The sequence below is a fragment of the Dickeya sp. MK7 genome, from assembly GCF_000406305.1.
In the GTDB taxonomy this organism is placed as follows: domain Bacteria; phylum Pseudomonadota; class Gammaproteobacteria; order Enterobacterales; family Enterobacteriaceae; genus Dickeya; species Dickeya fangzhongdai.
Map to the genome: position 1 here is coordinate 305,515 of NZ_CM001984.1, position 16,283 is coordinate 321,797.

Consider the following 16,283-nt stretch of genomic DNA (forward strand, 5'->3'; position numbering starts at 1 on the left):
TGGGTGTTCCAGTTGTTCATTCTGGCGGTTGTTGCAAAAGGCGAAGAGGACAGGCCGTTGCCGGCCCGTCCTGAAACAGGGCTAATCCGCAGCGCCGACGCGCACCAGCGTACGGCCGGTAACCCGGTTTTCCAGCAGTGCAGCGGCGGTGGCGGGAACCTGCTCCAGCGTAATTTCCTGCGTAACCTGCTCATAGAAGGACGCCGGCAGCAGCGTGGCCAGACGACGCCAGGCTTCCTGACGCCGCGCGCGTGGCGTCATCACCGAGTCGACCCCTTGCAGGCGCACATTGCGCAGAATAAACGGCATCACCGTGGCGGGCAGCGATACGCCGCCCGCCAGCCCGCATGCCGCGACGGTCGCGCCGTAATGCATTTGGGTCAGCAGCGTCGCCAGCACCTGATCGCCCACCGTGTCGATGGCGCCTGCCCAGCGTTGTTTTTCCAGCGGACGACCGGCAGTGGCGAACTCCTTGCGATCCAACACCTGATGAGCGCCAAGTTGCTGCAGATAGGCGCTGTTGTCCGCCCGGCCGCTGATCGCCGTAACCTGATAACCCAGCGCGTGCAACAGCGCGACGGCGGTACTGCCGACGCCGCCGCTGGCGCCGCTGACCACCACCTCGCCGCTCGCCGGGGTTACCCCGCCTTCTTCCAGCGCCATGACGCACAGCATGGCGGTGAAGCCGGCGGTGCCGAGGATCATTGCCTGACGCGGCGTGAGTCCCTGCGGCAACGGCACCAGCCAGTCGGCCCGCACCCGCGCCTGTTCCGCCAGCCCGCCCCAGTGATTTTCTCCCACGCCCCATCCGGTCAGTACTACGGGCTGCCCGGCCTGGAAGTCGGGATGGTCGCTGTGGTGAACGGTTCCGGCAAAATCGATACCCGGCACCATCGGGAATTGACGAATGATCTTCCCTTTACCGGTGATAGCCAGCGCATCCTTATAGTTGATGCCGGACCAGTCGACGTCGACGGTGACATCGCCATCAGGTAATTGTGACGGTTCGATGGTGCTGACATCGGCCAAAGTCAGACCGTCTTGTTGCCTGAGCACTAAAGCGCGCATAAAAATCCTCCTTATCGGGGACAAAAATAGAGGTAAATCATTTAAGGACTATATTTGTAACGGGTAGTATGCGAACTGATAAATCGCAAAGAACACACAAAGTATCTCATGAAAGCACTTTTCAATTCTTTGATACGGAGTTAGGCGCAGGGATGGGGTTGACTGCCAGAATATCGATATTGATGACGATGCTAACGACATTGGCCGTAGTGCTAATGTTGGCCAGCAGCATTTTCAGTTTTGTGTGTTATAGCCAGCAACGGATGGAGCACCAGCTCAGGGCGGTGGCGGCGAGTATTGATCAGGCGCTGCTGGTGCAGCCGCCCGGCAGTATCCAGTTCTGGTTGCCGGCGGTGATGAAAGCGGCCGGAATCGTGGAGCTGGAGATTCGTGACGGCCACGAAAGCCTCTATTTATTACGTTTGCCGGAAATGTTGTCTGACGGCGAGGATCGGGCGCTGCTCTATCGTCACACCCGTTTATCGCTGCTGCACCATACTGACGTGCGGGTAAACGTAACCTACGTCGACCCGCTGTTCGGCATACCGCGATATCTCAAATCCGCGTTGTCCATCGTGCTGGTGATTTTGCTGATCGCGGTGACCGTGTTTCATGGCGTGCGCTGGCTACGACGTCAAATGGCCGGACAGGAACAGTTGGAGAAGCGCGCCCGACGCATTCTGGCGGGTGAGCGCGACACCGTGATGCACGGTTCGGTACACGAATGGCCGGCGACGGCCAGCGGCGCGCTGGACCAGTTGCTGCTGGATCTGGCGGAAGCGCGCGAAGCGCGCAGTCGGGTGGATACGCTGATCCGCTCGTTCGCGGCGCAGGATGCGCAAACCGGCCTGAATAACCGGCTGTTTTTTGAAAATCAGCTCGCCACGCAACTGGAAGACCCGGAAGACGTCGGCACGCACGGCGTGGTGATGATGATCCGCCTGCCGGATTTTGACACCCTGCAGGAAACGCATGGCTACGGCGGCGTGCTCGAAGAGTATCGCAATACCCTGATCAACCTGCTGTCCACGTTTGTCTTACGCTACCCCTCCGCGCTGCTGGCGCGTTACTACCACAGTGATTTTACGGTGCTGTTGCCGCACCGCACCCTGAAAGAAGCGGACAGCATCGCCAGCCAACTGGTGAAAGCGATCGATATTCTGCCGGTTACGCCGCTGATCGATCGGGAAGACATTTTGCACATCGGCATCAGCGCCTATCACGGCGGGCAGACCACCGAACAGGTGATGGAAAGCGTGGAAGATGCCACCCGCAACGCCGTATTGCAGGGCGGCAACGGCTGGTGCGTTTATGACCGGCGGGTGCCGGAAAAAGGCCGCGGCAGCGTGAAGTGGCGCACGCTGCTGGAACATACCCTGTTGCGCGGCGGGCCGCGTTTGTATCAGAAACCGGCGATTACCCGCGACGGCGAGTTGCATCACCGGGAAATGTTTAGCCGAATTTATGATGGCACCCAGGAATTGCTGGAGGCGGAGTACATGCCGCTGGTGCGTCAGCTTGGCCTGACTTCCGGTTATGACCGTCAGTTGATCAACCGGGTGATTGCCCTGACGGTCAGTTGGCAGGATTCGGTGCTGGCTTTACCGATTACGGTGGATTCGCTGTTGCAGCGGCCGTTCCTGCGCTGGCTGCGCGAAACGTTGCTCCAGTGTCCGAAAAGGCAGCGCGAGCGATTATTGTTTGAACTTGCTGAAGCGGATGTGTGTCAATATATCGGCCGTTTGCGACCGATACTTGCCATGATCACCGGTCTGGGCTGCCGGCTGGCGGTGACGCAGGCCGGGCTGACGCTGGTCAGCACCGCCTATATCAAGTCGCTGAGGGTGGAGGTGATCAAGCTGCACCCGGGGCTGGTGCGCAGCCTGGATAAGCGACCGGAGAACCAGCTGTTCGTCAGTAGTCTGACCGAGGCCTGTAAGGGGACGCACGCCCAGGTGTTCGCCGCCGGCGTGCGTACGCGCGAAGAGTGGCAGACGTTGCTGGATAAAGGCGTTTGCGGCGGTCAGGGCGATCTGTTCGCCGCTTCCGAGCCCGTCGGCAACACGCTGAAAAAATATTCACCGCGCACGTATGTTTGATGTCAAAATCCGAACAAATTAGCGTAGAATATCGGCGCCATAGCGTAGCTGACCGGTTTGCTGAACGGGGCGGCGCGCACGAAAATGTTAGATTTTATGTCGGTGGTTCGCGCAATTTTCGGGGACAGCTCGCGACAATCCCAGCCGCTGCCAGAAGGATCGCTGTTCTGCAGGCATTTATTATCATGGCAATTTGCGCAAACATCATTTTTTCACCGTAGCAGAGCCGGTTAGCGCCTTGTCGCTGTTGCGTGTGGTTGGTACAGTAAGCGGATTTCATTTCCGCCCCCAGCTTGCAGGATTATCCTTTAGTTATGTTTAAGAAATTTCGTGGCATGTTTTCCAACGACTTGTCCATCGACCTGGGTACCGCCAATACCCTGATTTACGTAAAAGGACAAGGCATTGTACTGAATGAGCCTTCCGTGGTGGCTATTCGCCAGGATCGTGCCGGTTCCCCGAAAAGCGTGGCCGCCGTCGGTCACGAGGCCAAACAGATGTTGGGCCGTACGCCGGGTAATATCGCCGCCATTCGTCCGATGAAGGACGGCGTGATCGCCGACTTCTTCGTCACCGAAAAAATGCTGCAGCACTTCATCAAACAGGTGCACAGCAACAGCTTCATGCGTCCGAGTCCGCGCGTGCTGGTGTGTGTGCCGGTCGGCGCCACCCAGGTTGAACGCCGTGCGATCCGCGAATCCGCTCAGGGCGCAGGCGCCCGTGAAGTGTTCCTGATCGAAGAGCCGATGGCGGCTGCGATCGGCGCCGGTCTGCCGGTATCCGAAGCGACCGGCTCCATGGTAGTGGATATCGGCGGCGGTACCACGGAAGTGGCGGTGATCTCCCTGAACGGCGTGGTGTACTCCTCCTCGGTACGTATCGGCGGCGACCGTTTCGACGAAGCCATCATCAACTATGTTCGTCGTAACTACGGCTCCCTGATTGGTGAAGCGACCGCTGAGCGTATCAAACACGAAATCGGTTCCGCCTATCCGGGCGACGAAGTGCGCGAAATCGAAGTGCGCGGTCGTAACCTGGCTGAGGGCGTGCCGCGCGGTTTCAACCTCAACTCCAATGAAATCCTGGAAGCGCTGCAGGAACCGCTGACCGGTATCGTCAGCGCCGTGATGGTCGCACTGGAGCAGTGCCCGCCGGAACTGGCGTCCGATATTTCTGAACGCGGCATGGTATTGACCGGCGGCGGCGCGCTGTTGCGCAACCTCGATCGCCTGCTGATGGAAGAAACCGGCATTCCGGTCGTGGTGGCGGAAGATCCGCTGACCTGCGTAGCGCGTGGCGGTGGTAAGGCGTTGGAAATGATCGACATGCATGGCGGCGATTTGTTCAGCGAAGAATAATCCGGCCAGAACAAAGAAGGGGGACCGATCGCATGGATGAAAGCCTGCCGTATTCATCCCGCGTGGTAGCCCCCTTTTTTATTGTCGAGGAATACGCAATTTTATGAAGCCGATTTTTTAGCCGGGGCCCTTCCCTGCAACTGCGCCTTTTTCTTGCAGTTATTACCGCAATTGTCATTATTTTTGCTGACAGTCGGCTCGGTACGTTTGTCAAAATCAGAACGTACATGGATACCGCCGTCAGCCCGTTCTATTTTCTGGCGAATGGCCCGCGCGCCATGCTGGATAACCTGTCCGCCAATCTGACCTCCCGTGAACAGCTGGAGCGGGAAAATACCGCCCTGCGTCAGGAACTGCTGCTGAAAAACAGCGATCTGCTGCTGCTGGGGCAATTTCGTCAGGAGAACGCCCGTCTGCGCGAACTGCTGGGGTCGCCGCTGCGTCAGGAAGAGCAGAAGATGGTCACGCAGGTGCTGTCTTCCGGTTCCGATCCCTATAGCGATCAGGTGGTGATCGACAAAGGCAACGTCAATGGCGTGTATGAAGGGCAACCGGTCATCAGCGATAAAGGCGTGGTCGGCCAGGTTGTAGCGGTGGGGCAGTTTACCAGCCGCGTGCTGTTGATTTGCGATGCGTCTCATGCGCTGCCGATTCAGGTGCTGCGTAACGACATCCGCGTTATCGCCGCCGGCAACGGCTGCACCGAAGATTTACAACTGGAACATCTGCCCAACAATACCGATATTCGGGTCGGCGATGTGCTGGTCACCTCCGGTCTGGGCGGGCGTTTCCCGGAAGGGTATCCGGTGGCGGTGGTGTCGTCCGTGAAAGTGGACACTCAGCGTGCTTACACCGTTATTCAGGCGCGTCCTACCGCTGAGCTGCAACGTCTGCGTTATCTGTTGCTGATGTGGGGCGTCGACAGCAATTCCCGCACCGCGCTGCCGCCGGACGACGTGCACCGGGTAGCGAACGAGCGCCTGATGCAGATGATGCCGCACGTGCTGCCGTCGCCAGAGGAAATGGGGCCGCCTGCGCCGTCGTCAAACACGCCGGCGGCTGACTTTGTCGGCCCGCCCGCGCCGCCTGCTAAAACGGCGCCGGCCAAAACCAATAATGCGGCGCCGTCCAAACCGGCGAACGCCACATCGTCCCGGCATACCACGACGCCAGCCGCCAATCCGGCTGCGCCGTCGCAGCAAAGGACCACGCCCGCGCCCGGCGCGTCGGGAGGTAACCAATGACGGGAGGTAACCCATGAATAGTTACCGCCGGCACGGGCACTGGATCATCTGGCTCTCTTTTCTGGTGGCAATGGTGCTGCAGATCATGCCCTGGCCGGATGACCTCTACATGTATCGCCCTTCCTGGTTGACGCTGATCCTGATTTATTGGGTGATGGCGTTGCCGCACCGGGTCAATGTCGGCACCGGGTTTGTGCTGGGGATGATCACCGACCTGATCCTCGGCTCCACGTTGGGAGTACGGGCGCTGGGGCTGAGCATCATCGCTTATCTGGTGGCGTTCAAATTCCAGTTGTTCCGCAACATGGCGCTGTGGCAGCAGGCGCTGATCGTCATGCTGTTGTCGCTGGTGCTGGATTTACTGGTGTTCTGGGCGGAGTTCCTGGTGATCAATGTCTCTTTACGGCCGGAAATTTTCTGGAATAGTGTCGTCGACGGCATCTTGTGGCCGTGGCTGTTCCTGCTGATGCGCAAGATTCGCCGCCAGTTTGCCGTTCAATAACAAGCAAATGATAAGAGGGAAGTGATGACCGATCTGTATCTGGCGTCCGCGTCGCCTCGTCGCCGCGAACTGCTGACGTTGCTGGACCTCTCGTTCGATATTTTGAAGATCGATGTCGCCGAGCAACGCCAGCCGGATGAAACGCCGGAACAGTATGTCAGCCGTCTGGCGTGCGACAAAGCCGCCGCCGGCGTGGCGACGGCGCCGGTGGATTTGCCGGTGCTGGGCGCCGATACCATTGTGGTGCTGAACGGTCAGGTGCTGGAAAAACCCCGCGATGAAGAAGATGCCGCCCGCATCCTGCGCGCGTTGTCCGGCCAGCGTCATCAGGTGATGACCGCGCTGGCGCTGGCGGACCGTCGTGAGAGCGTGTCGGCGCGGGTCGTGACCGAGGTGCAATTCCGCACGCTGTCCGACGACGAAATTACGCAATATATCGCCAGCGGCGAGCCGATGGATAAAGCCGGCGCTTACGGCATTCAGGGAAAGGGCGGATGTTTCGTTAAATCGATTTTCGGGAGCTATCACGCCGTGGTAGGGTTGCCATTGGTGGAAACTCTTGAATTGTTCACACATTTTTCTGCACGGCGTAAAGAACGAGGAACCCATGACCGCTGAGTTGCTGGTAAACATTACCCCTTCAGAGACGCGTGTCGCTTATATCGACGGCGGTATTTTGCAGGAAATCCATATCGAGCGGGAAGCCCGGCGTGGAATTGTCGGCAATATCTACAAAGGCCGGGTCAGCCGTGTGCTGCCGGGCATGCAGGCGGCGTTCGTCGATATCGGGCTGGATAAAGCGGCGTTTCTGCACGCGTCCGATATCATGCCGCATACCGAGTGCGTGGCTGGCGACGAGCAGAAAAATTTTCATGTGCGCGACATCGCCGAACTGGTGCGTCAGGGGCAGGACCTGATGGTCCAGGTGGTGAAAGACCCGCTAGGCACCAAGGGCGCGCGCCTGACTACCGATATCACGCTGCCGTCGCGTTATCTGGTGTTCATGCCGGGCGCGTCGCACGTCGGGGTATCTCAGCGTATTGAAAGCGAAGCCGAGCGCGAGCGCCTGAAAAAGACGGTGGCCGATTACTGCGACGAGCAGGGCGGCTTTATCATCCGTACCGCCGCCGAGGGCGTGGGCGAAGAAGAGCTGGCGCAAGATGCCGCCTTTCTCAAGCGCTTGTGGACCAAGGTGATGGAACGCAAAAAGCGCAACCAGACCAAATGCAAACTGTATGGCGAGCTGGCGCTGGCCCATCGCATCCTGCGTGATTTCGCCGGCGCGTCGCTGGATCGCATCCGTGTTGATTCAAAGCTGACCTACGACTCGCTGCTGGAATTCACCGCCGAATACATCCCGGAAATGACCAGCAAGCTGGAGCATTACAGCGGCAAACAGCCGATTTTCGACCTGTACGACGTGGAAAACGAGATTCAGCGGGCGCTGGATCGCAAGGTAGAACTGAAATCCGGCGGCTACCTGATTATCGACCAGACGGAAGCGATGACCACCATCGACATCAACACCGGCGCGTTTGTCGGTCACCGCAATCTGGACGAAACCATTTTCAATACCAATATCGAAGCGACGCAGGCGATTGCCCGTCAGCTGCGGCTGCGCAATCTGGGCGGGATCATCATCATCGATTTCATCGACATGGGGAATGAGGATCACCGCCGTCGCGTGCTGCATTCGCTGGAACAGGCGCTAAGCAAGGATCGGGTCAAAACCGGCATCAGCGGCTTCTCTCAATTGGGACTGGTGGAGATGACGCGCAAGCGCACCCGTGAGAGCATAGAACATGTGTTGTGTAGCGAGTGTCCTACCTGTCACGGCCGCGGGTCGGTAAAAACCGTGGAAACCGTGTGCTATGAAATCATGCGCGAAATCGTGCGTGTACACCATGCTTATGATTCCGACCGCTTCCTGGTTTACGCCTCGCCGGCGGTGGGCGAAGCATTGAAAAGCGACGAGTCGCATGCACTGGCGGAAGTGGAGATTTTCGTCGGCAAACAGGTCAAGGTTCAGATCGAACCCCTGTACAGCCAGGAACAGTTTGATGTGGTCATGATGTAAGGCCATGCCGCCCGCCGCCAAGACCGGCTGGCGGGTTTTTCTCTGTTAAGGTTTTCGCTCGTCGCCGGTGACGAACAACGAGGAGACATGTGTGAGGCGACTGGCCGGCATAAAACGATTGCCCGGAATAGCAGCAGCCACGGGGGCCATTCTGATTGTACTGGTCGCGCTGCTGGTCAGCGGCCTGAGAATGGTGCTGCCGACGCTGGATACTTTCCGGCCACAGGTCGTGGCCTGGGCGCAGTCCGTCACCGGTTTGCCGATGGAGGTGGAGAGCCTCAGCGGCAGTTGGGAAACCTTCGGCCCCACGCTGGATATCACTAATCTACGTATTCATCATCCGGATGCCGAGTGGCAATCGGAACGCATTTCGGTAGCGCTGGATGTCTGGCAGTCGCTGCTGCATCTGAAGTGGAAATTCCGCGATCTCACGTTTTATCACCTGCAAGTAGACATCAAAACGCCGATCGATCCCGATCGACAGCGCGCCCGCACCTGGGAACCGGATCAACTTGGCTCGCTGTTCCTGCGACAGTTCGATCATTTCGATCTGCGCAATAGCCGCATTCGTTTCCTGACCCCGGCGGGTACCCAGGCCGAACTGCAAATTCCCCAACTGACCTGGCTGAACGGTAAAAACCGGCACCGGGCGGAAGGGCAAATTAGCCTGTCCAGCCTTAACGGCCCGCACGGCATGGTGCAGCTGCGCATGGATTTGCGCGACGAGCAGGGCTGGCTGAATAACGGCGTGGTCTATCTGCAGGCCGACAACATCGACATGAAACCGTGGCTGGGCCGCTGGATTCGCAACAACACCGGGCTGGAGAGCGCCAATTTCAGCCTCGCCGCCTGGTTGCAGGTGCGGGAAGGCGACATATACGGCGGCGATCTGTTGCTCAGTCAGGGCGATGCCAGCTGGCGCGACGGCACCACGCTGCACCGGCTGGGCATTAACGGCATGACGCTGCACGCCAGCCGCTACCAGAACGGCTGGCAGTTGGATGTGCCGGCGCTGAACCTGTCCACCGATGGCGTCGACTGGCCGAAAGGGCAACTGTCCGCCCTGTGGCTGCCGTCGGATACGCAGTTGCTGGGGCCGGACCGCCCGGCCGAGTTACGCATCCGCGGTCGTCATCTGGCGCTGGATCGTCTGGGGCCGTTGCTGCCGCTGTTAAGCACCACCACGCCGGAACTGAAAACCCGCTGGCAGGCACTGCAACCGGAGGGACAACTGACCACGCTGGCGCTGGATATCCCCTTGCAGCAACCCGAACAGACCCGCTTTCAGGCGAGCTGGCAGGATGTCGGCTGGAAAAACTGGCGACTGCTGCCGGGCGCCAATCATGTTTCCGGCGAGGCGGCGGGCAGTCTGGCGCGCGGGCGGGTGCGGGTGAATCTGGCGCAGAGCACCTTGCCGTATCAGGATATGTTCCGCGCGCCGTTGGATATCCGGCAGGCGGACGCCACGCTGGACTGGCGCAACGACTCTCAGGGCTGGGAGCTGTGGGGACAAGGGCTGGATGTTCGCTCCCGTTCGTTGTGGGCCAACGGTGATTTCCACTATCGCCATCCCGCGCAGGGAGAACCACGGCTGGATATTCTGGCCGGGATTCGGCTCGGCGATGCCGCCGATGCCTGGCGCTATTATCCCGAGCCGTTTATGGGCAAGGATCTGGTGAATTACCTGACCGGCGCCATCAAATCGGGTCAGGTGGATAACGCCACGCTGGTGTTCGCCGGCAATCCGGCGCAGTTCCCGTTCGAGCATCAGGAAGGGCAATTCCAGGTCTGGGTGCCGCTGGAAAAATCGCGTTTCGAGTTCCAGCCCGGCTGGCCCGCGCTGGACAATCTGAATATTACCCTGAATTTCCTTAATAACGGCCTGTGGATGTCGGCGCCGCATGTGATGCTGGGCGAGGCTGAAGGGCGCAACATCAATGCGGTGATCCCGGACTACAGCAAGGAAAAGCTGCTGATTGACGGCGACATCAGCGGAAGCGGTAAGAAAGTGAGCGATTACTTCGCGCAGACGCCGATGAAACCCACGCTGGGCAGCGCGCTGACGCAGCTCCAGATTGGCGGAGACGTGCAGGGCAACCTGCATCTCGACATCCCGCTCAATGGCGGGCTGGTGAAGGCCAGCGGCGACGTAGCGCTCAACAATAACCATCTGTTTATCAAGCCGCTGGACGTGTCGCTCCAGTCGGTCAGCGGGACGTTCCATTACGATAACGGCAACCTCTCCAGCCAGACGCTACAGGCGCGCTGGCTCGAACAACCGCTGACCTTCAACTTTTCGACTCAGGAACAGGAAAAAGCGTTTCTGGTCAATGTCGGATTGCAGGGAAGCTGGGCGGTGTCCCGTTTGCCGGGGCTGCCCAAACCGGTAACGATGGCGCTTAATGGCAATGCCGGCTGGCAGAGCGCGGTACAGGTAACGCTGCCGCATCAGGGGCCATCCAGTTATGAAGTGACGGTTCAGGGCGATCTTAAGGAAGTGAGCAGTCGCTTACCTTCTCCGCTGAATAAAGCCGGAGGAACGGCGCTGGGGCTGCAGGTCAGTGCCAAAGGGGACGTTCGCGGTTTCTCGCTCACCGGTTCATTGGGAAAAAACCAGTCTTTCAACAGTCAGTGGCTGCTTAAAGATAACCAAGTCATGCTGACGCGAGCCGCCTGGCAGGAAGGGGGGAAACCCCCGCCGCTGCCGGATGATTCGTCGCTGACGCTGGCGCTGCCGCCGCTGGACGGCGAGCGCTGGCTGGCGCTGCTGCCCGGCGTGCGCAACGCCGTTACGGCGCAGGCCGGAGCCAGCCGCTTTCAGTGGCCGGAGCGGGTGACGCTGACCACGCCGGAACTGAAAATACTCGGTCAGCAATGGCATGACCTGATGTTTACCAGCCGCAGCCAGAACGGCGGCAGCGAAATTACCGCCGCCGGCAGAGAAATCGACGGTCGCCTGCTGATCCCAGCTTCCGGGCTGTGGCGCGGCGATGTGCGCTATCTTTATTATAATCCGCAGTGGCAAGGGGACGATGCGACCAACCCGGCGGCGCTGGCGGAGAAAAAATCGCCGCTCAACGATCCCAGCATTCGCTTTGAAGACTGGCCGGCGCTGCAGTTTGAATGCCGTGAATGCTGGCTGATGGGGCAAAACGTCGGGCAGATGAAAGGCACGCTGCAACCGGAACCCAACAAGCTGGTGCTGGCTAACGGGCTGGTCGACAACGGTAAGGCCAGGCTGACGCTGGACGGCAGCTGGCAGGAAAGCGGCGAAGGCACCCGCACCGCGATCAAAGGGCAATTGTCCGGCGGCAGCCTGAGCGACAACGCCGACTGGCTGGGGCTGGCGACGCCGTTGCGCGCCGGCGCGTTCAAGATCGACTACGACCTATACTGGCACGGTTCGCCGTGGGCGCCGCATATTCCGAGCCTGAGCGGGATCCTGAAAACCGATATCGGCAAAGGCGAAATCGTCAACGTCGGCACCGGCCAGGCCGGGCAATTATTACGGCTGGTGAGTTTCGATGCGCTGCTGCGTAAGCTACAGTTTGATTTCAGCGACACCTTCGGCAAAGGCTTTTACTTTGACTCGGTTCGCAGCACGGCGTGGATAAAAGACGGGGTGCTGCACACCGATAATCTGCTGGTGGACGGCCTTGAGGCGGATATCGCCATGAAAGGCGACATCGATCTGGTGAAGCGCGAACTGTCGATGGAAGCGGTGGTGGCGCCGGAGATTTCCGCCACCGTCGGCGTGGCGACCGCCTTTGCGGTCAACCCGGTAATCGGGGCGGCGGTGTTTGCCGCCAGCAAGGTGCTGGCGCCGTTGTGGAGTAAAATTTCCCTGATTCGTTACCACATTTCCGGTAGTGTGGATCAACCAAAGATTCAGGAAGTAGTGCGTGAACCGCAAAAAGCCAAGGCCGCCGAGGCGGCGGGCCAGTAACTGCGGTCTGGTTATCTGATGACATTGACAATAAGAGTGACATTCTATGAGTCTGACATTTGTCAGTGAGCAATTACTCACGGCCAATAAACTGAGCCATCAGGATTTACAGTCTATTTTAGGCACGTTGAGTGAACGGCGTATCGACTACGCCGACCTGTATTTTCAGTCAAGCTACCATGAGTCCTGGGTGCTGGAAGATCGCATCATCAAGGACGGTTCTTATCATATCGATCAGGGCGTGGGGATCCGGGCCATTAACGGCGAGAAGACCGGTTTTGCCTACGCAGACCAGATTACGCTCAACGCGCTGCAGCAAAGCGCGCAGGCCGCGCGCAGCATTGTGCGTGAGCAGGGCAACGGCGCGGTTAAAACGCTGGGCGAAGTGCCGCATCGCGGCCTGTACCCGCAGGCCAATCCGCTGGACAGCCTGACTCGTGAAGAGAAGATCGCGCTGTTGCAACGGGTTGACGCCACCGCCCGCGCGGCGGATGCGCGCGTGCAGGAAGTCACCGCCAGCCTGACCGGCGTGTATGAGCTGATTCTGGTGGCCGCCACCGACGGCACTCTGGCGGCGGACGTGCGCCCGCTGGTGCGGTTGTCCGTCAGCGTGCTGGTGGAAGAAAACGGCCGTCGTGAACGCGGCTCCAGCGGCGGCGGCGCGCGTACCGGCTACGACTATTTCTGGCAGCAGGCGGATGGCGAAGTGCGGGCGGAAGCCTGGGCCAAAGAGGCGGTGCGCATGGCGCTGGTCAATTTGTCCGCCGTGGCGGCGCCGGCTGGGTCGATGCCGGTGGTGCTGGGCTCAGGCTGGCCGGGCGTGCTGTTGCACGAGGCGGTCGGGCACGGTCTGGAAGGCGACTTCAACCGTCGCGGCACTTCGGTGTTCAGCGGTCAGGTCGGCAAGCTGGTAGCATCCGAGCTGTGTACGGTGGTGGATGACGGTACACTGGAAGGGCGCCGCGGTTCGCTGGCGATGGATGACGAAGGCGTGCCCGGCCAGTACAACGTGCTGATTGAGAACGGCATTCTCAAAGGTTACATGCAGGACAAACTGAACGCCCGTCTGATGGGCGTCGCGCCGACCGGCAACGGCCGCCGCGAGTCATACGCCCATCTGCCGATGCCGCGTATGACCAACACCTACATGCTGGCGGGCAAATCCACTCCGGAAGAGATCATCGCCAGCGTGGATTACGGTCTGTACGCGCCGAACTTTGGCGGCGGTCAGGTGGATATCACCTCCGGCAAGTTCGTGTTCTCCACGTCCGAGGCGTACCTGATCGAGAACGGCCGCGTCACCAAACCGGTGAAAGGCGCGACGCTGATTGGCTCCGGCATTGAAGCCATGCAGCAGATTTCGATGGTCGGCAACGATCTGACGCTGGATAGAGGCGTCGGGGTGTGCGGCAAGGAAGGGCAAAGCTTGCCGGTCGGCGTCGGTCAGCCGACCCTGAAGCTCGACAACATTACGGTGGGCGGCACCGCCTAAGCGTTGATACGTTGGTTGTTAAATCAGGCCGCCGGTGCGGCCTGATTTATTTCTGCGGCGGCTCGCTCTGCGGGTGTTCCTGCCGGTATCCCTGATAAATCAGCGCCACCTTGTTGAAATACTCGGTCAGGTAATTAATGCAAACCTGCACCTTCAGCGGCAGATTGTCGCGGCGGGTGTAGAGCGCGTACACCGGGCGCGGGTCCGAATGATAACGCGGGAATAGGATCTCTATTTCGCCGCGTTTGATCTCTTCAAATACCCACATTAACGGCATATAGGCGATGCCGGCGCCGTTTTTCAGCCAGCGAATCAGCGTGACCGGGTCGTTGGTGACGAAGCGTCCTTGCGGCGTCAGCCGGGTGGTGATGCCTTCCGGCGCTATCAGCTCAAATTCGCTGTCTGGGCGGACGCTGTACTCCAGCCAGGATACGTTGCTCACGTCGGCGGGTTTTTCCGGCGTGCCGTGCTGCGCCAGATAGCTTCTGGCGGCGCAGACCACCATCGGCATGGAGCCGAGACGGGTGCTGTACAGGCTGGAGTCCTGCAGCGCGCCGACCCGGATGACGATGTCCAATCCGTCGGCAATCAGGTCCGGCGCCGGAATGCCGCACACCAGATTGACCGACAGCCCCGGGTACTCCTTCAGCATGTCGGTGGTCATATTCGCCAGCACGTTTTGCGCCATGGTGGAGGAGCTGCCGATGCGCAGCGTACCGATCGGGGTGTTGTTGAACGCATATAACTGCTCATGCACTTCCTGCGCTTCGTGCAACATGCGGCGGCAGCCGTGGTAGTAAATCCTGCCGGCTTCCGTCAGCCCGATGCTGCGGGTGCTGCGGTTGAGCAGTTTCACCTGCAGTTCATCTTCCAGCCGGGTAACCGTCTGGCTGACGGCGGATACGCTCATTTCCAGCTGACGGGCGGCGGCGGTGAACGAGCCGAACTCCACTACTCTGGCGAAGACCGACATGCTCTTTAATCGTTCCATTGTTAATCCTGGCTTAAAAGTGATTTAGATCACACTGCGTAGATAACATAATAATAACGTTTCATAATATAGCCTGTTTGACCACGAAGAGCGGTCCTGATTACTCGTCTTTGCTGCCGTGGTCGTTCCGAAGGGTTTAAAACGCTGATTTAACGCCGCAAGCGATCTGCATTAAATCAGCGCCCGCCATCGTGATTATTCAGTTAAAGCTGTGTCTTTCACCCGCTGGCAGCGATGCCGACGGGAATGGGTGTTTACCTCATCTTCCCCGACCCCGACACATACGGTTGCTGATGCGAGCGACGGGCGGCGTGATGGTGAAAAAAAGGAAAAGAGGATGAATTCACTCCCGGTCATGGTGCTGTTCGGCCTGTCGTTCCCGCCGGTGTTTTTTGTGCTGCTGGTGACGCTGGCGCTGTTTTTTATCTGTATCCGACTGCTGCATCCCACGGGCATTTACGACCGGGTCTGGCACCCGGCTCTGTTTAATACCGCGTTGTTTGTCTGCCTGTTCTATCTGCTGTTTCGTTTCGGTCTTTGAGGTTGTTGTGAAAGCATCTGTTGTGAAAGTGATGATCAAAAAATTCAGCCGCATGGCCATCACGCTAGTGCTGGTGTTGCTGGCCGCGGTGGCGCTGGTGCGCGTGTGGTCGTTTTACACCGAATCTCCCTGGACCCGCGACGCTCGTTTCAGCGCTGATGTGGTGGCGATCGCCCCCGATGTCAGCGGCCTGCTGACCGATGTGAAAGTGCAGGATAACCAGCCGGTGAAGCAGGGCGATGTGCTGTTCGTGATTGATCAGCCGCGTTACCAGCAGGCGCTGGAGCAGGCGCAGGCGGACGTGGCCTACTATCAGGCGCTGGCTGATGAGAAAAAGCGGGAGTCGGCGCGCCGCCAGCGTCTCGGCGTGCAGGCGATGTCGCGTGAAGAGATTGAACAGTCCGGCAATGCGCTGCAAACCACGCTGCATCAGCTGGCAAAGGCGCAGGCGGAGCTGGAACTGGCGAAGCTCGATCTGGCGCGTACGGTGGTGCGAGCCCCGGCCGATGGCTGGATAACCAACCTGCACGTGCACGCCGGCGAATACATTACCCGCGGCTCCACCGCGGTGGCGCTGGTGAAAAAGGATTCGTTCTATCTGCTGGCCTACATGGAAGAAACTAAACTGGCGGGCGTGCGCCCCGGCTATCGGGTGGAAATCACCCCGCTGGGCAGCAATCAGATTCTGTTCGGCGCGGTGGATAGCATCGCCGCCGGAGTAACCAACAGCAGCAGTTCCGCCGACACCAAAGGGCTGGCGACGGTGGATTCCAATCTGGAGTGGGTACGGCTGGCACAGCGGGTGCCGGTCAGGATTCGTCTCGATCAGCAATGGGGCGACCTGTACCCGGCCGGGACCACCGCCACGGTGGTAGTGACCGGCGAGCATACCCGCAACACCAAGTCGATGTCGCCGTTATTGCAACTGCTGCATCGTCTGCGCGAGTTTGGCTAAGCGAGCGCCT

At 59.5% G+C, this 16,283-nt stretch carries 11 protein-coding genes and 1 pseudogene; 10 read left to right on the top strand and 2 right to left on the bottom strand.

Features of this window, described 5'->3' with window-relative positions; genetic code table 11:
* Window positions 1-81: 81 nt before the first annotated feature.
* Entirely contained in the window at window positions 82-1,068 is a 987-nt protein-coding gene (locus DXXMK7_RS01490; protein WP_038917544.1) for an MDR family oxidoreductase, read from the bottom strand.
* Window positions 1,069-1,220: 152 nt separating this feature from the next.
* Here DXXMK7_RS01490 and csrD point away from each other — a divergent pair, with 152 nt between their 5' ends.
* The 8 genes and pseudogenes from csrD (at window position 1,221) to tldD (ending at window position 13,786) form a co-directional block, all read left to right on the top strand.
* The gene (gene csrD, locus DXXMK7_RS01495) at window positions 1,221-3,167 is read left to right on the top strand and encodes an RNase E specificity factor CsrD (protein ID WP_038917545.1); all 1,947 of its coding nucleotides are present in this window, start codon (window positions 1,221-1,223) and stop codon (window positions 3,165-3,167) included.
* 314 nt (window positions 3,168-3,481) lie between these two features.
* Window positions 3,482-4,525 (top strand): rod shape-determining protein MreB, encoded by a 1,044-nt coding sequence (mreB, locus tag DXXMK7_RS01500; protein WP_012883014.1) that lies wholly within the window; start codon window positions 3,482-3,484, stop codon window positions 4,523-4,525.
* A 103-nt stretch (window positions 4,526-4,628) separates the two neighbouring features.
* Window positions 4,629-5,769: pseudogene (gene mreC / locus DXXMK7_RS01505) on the top strand (rod shape-determining protein MreC).
* A 13-nt stretch (window positions 5,770-5,782) separates the two neighbouring features.
* Window positions 5,783-6,271 carry a rod shape-determining protein MreD gene (gene mreD, locus DXXMK7_RS01510; RefSeq protein WP_033570505.1) on the top strand — a complete coding sequence of 163 codons (489 nt, stop codon included), beginning with the start codon at window positions 5,783-5,785 and terminating at the stop codon, window positions 6,269-6,271.
* Between the two features lie 24 nt (window positions 6,272-6,295).
* Window positions 6,296-6,889 (top strand): nucleoside triphosphate pyrophosphatase, encoded by a 594-nt coding sequence (locus DXXMK7_RS01515; protein WP_038917548.1) that lies wholly within the window; start codon window positions 6,296-6,298, stop codon window positions 6,887-6,889.
* Window positions 6,879-8,348, top strand: coding sequence for a ribonuclease G (gene rng / locus DXXMK7_RS01520; protein ID WP_038663199.1), 1,470 nt, complete (start codon window positions 6,879-6,881; stop codon window positions 8,346-8,348). The genes DXXMK7_RS01515 and rng overlap by 11 nt, the downstream gene beginning before the upstream one ends.
* 109 nt (window positions 8,349-8,457) lie before the next feature.
* Entirely contained in the window at window positions 8,458-12,294 is a 3,837-nt protein-coding gene (gene yhdP / locus DXXMK7_RS01525; RefSeq protein WP_038920767.1) for an AsmA2 domain-containing protein YhdP, read from the top strand.
* A gap of 46 nt (window positions 12,295-12,340) precedes the next feature.
* On the top strand, window positions 12,341-13,786 hold the full coding sequence (tldD, locus tag DXXMK7_RS01530) for a metalloprotease TldD (RefSeq protein WP_038917549.1): 1,446 nt from the start codon (window positions 12,341-12,343) through the stop codon (window positions 13,784-13,786).
* Window positions 13,787-13,832: 46 nt separating this feature from the next.
* Here tldD and aaeR read toward each other — a convergent pair whose 3' ends face one another.
* On the bottom strand, window positions 13,833-14,777 hold the full coding sequence (aaeR, locus tag DXXMK7_RS01535) for an HTH-type transcriptional activator AaeR (protein ID WP_038663193.1): 945 nt from the start codon (window positions 14,775-14,777) through the stop codon (window positions 13,833-13,835).
* Window positions 14,778-15,114: 337 nt separating this feature from the next.
* Here aaeR and aaeX point away from each other — a divergent pair, with 337 nt between their 5' ends.
* Window positions 15,115-15,318, top strand: coding sequence for a p-hydroxybenzoic acid efflux pump operon protein AaeX (aaeX, locus tag DXXMK7_RS01540; protein WP_022631808.1), 204 nt, complete (start codon window positions 15,115-15,117; stop codon window positions 15,316-15,318).
* A 31-nt stretch (window positions 15,319-15,349) separates the two neighbouring features.
* Complete coding sequence (gene aaeA, locus DXXMK7_RS01545; RefSeq protein ID WP_080762624.1) at window positions 15,350-16,273, top strand: p-hydroxybenzoic acid efflux pump subunit AaeA; 924 nt, start codon at window positions 15,350-15,352, stop codon at window positions 16,271-16,273.
* The last annotated feature ends 10 nt before the right edge of the window (window positions 16,274-16,283 follow it).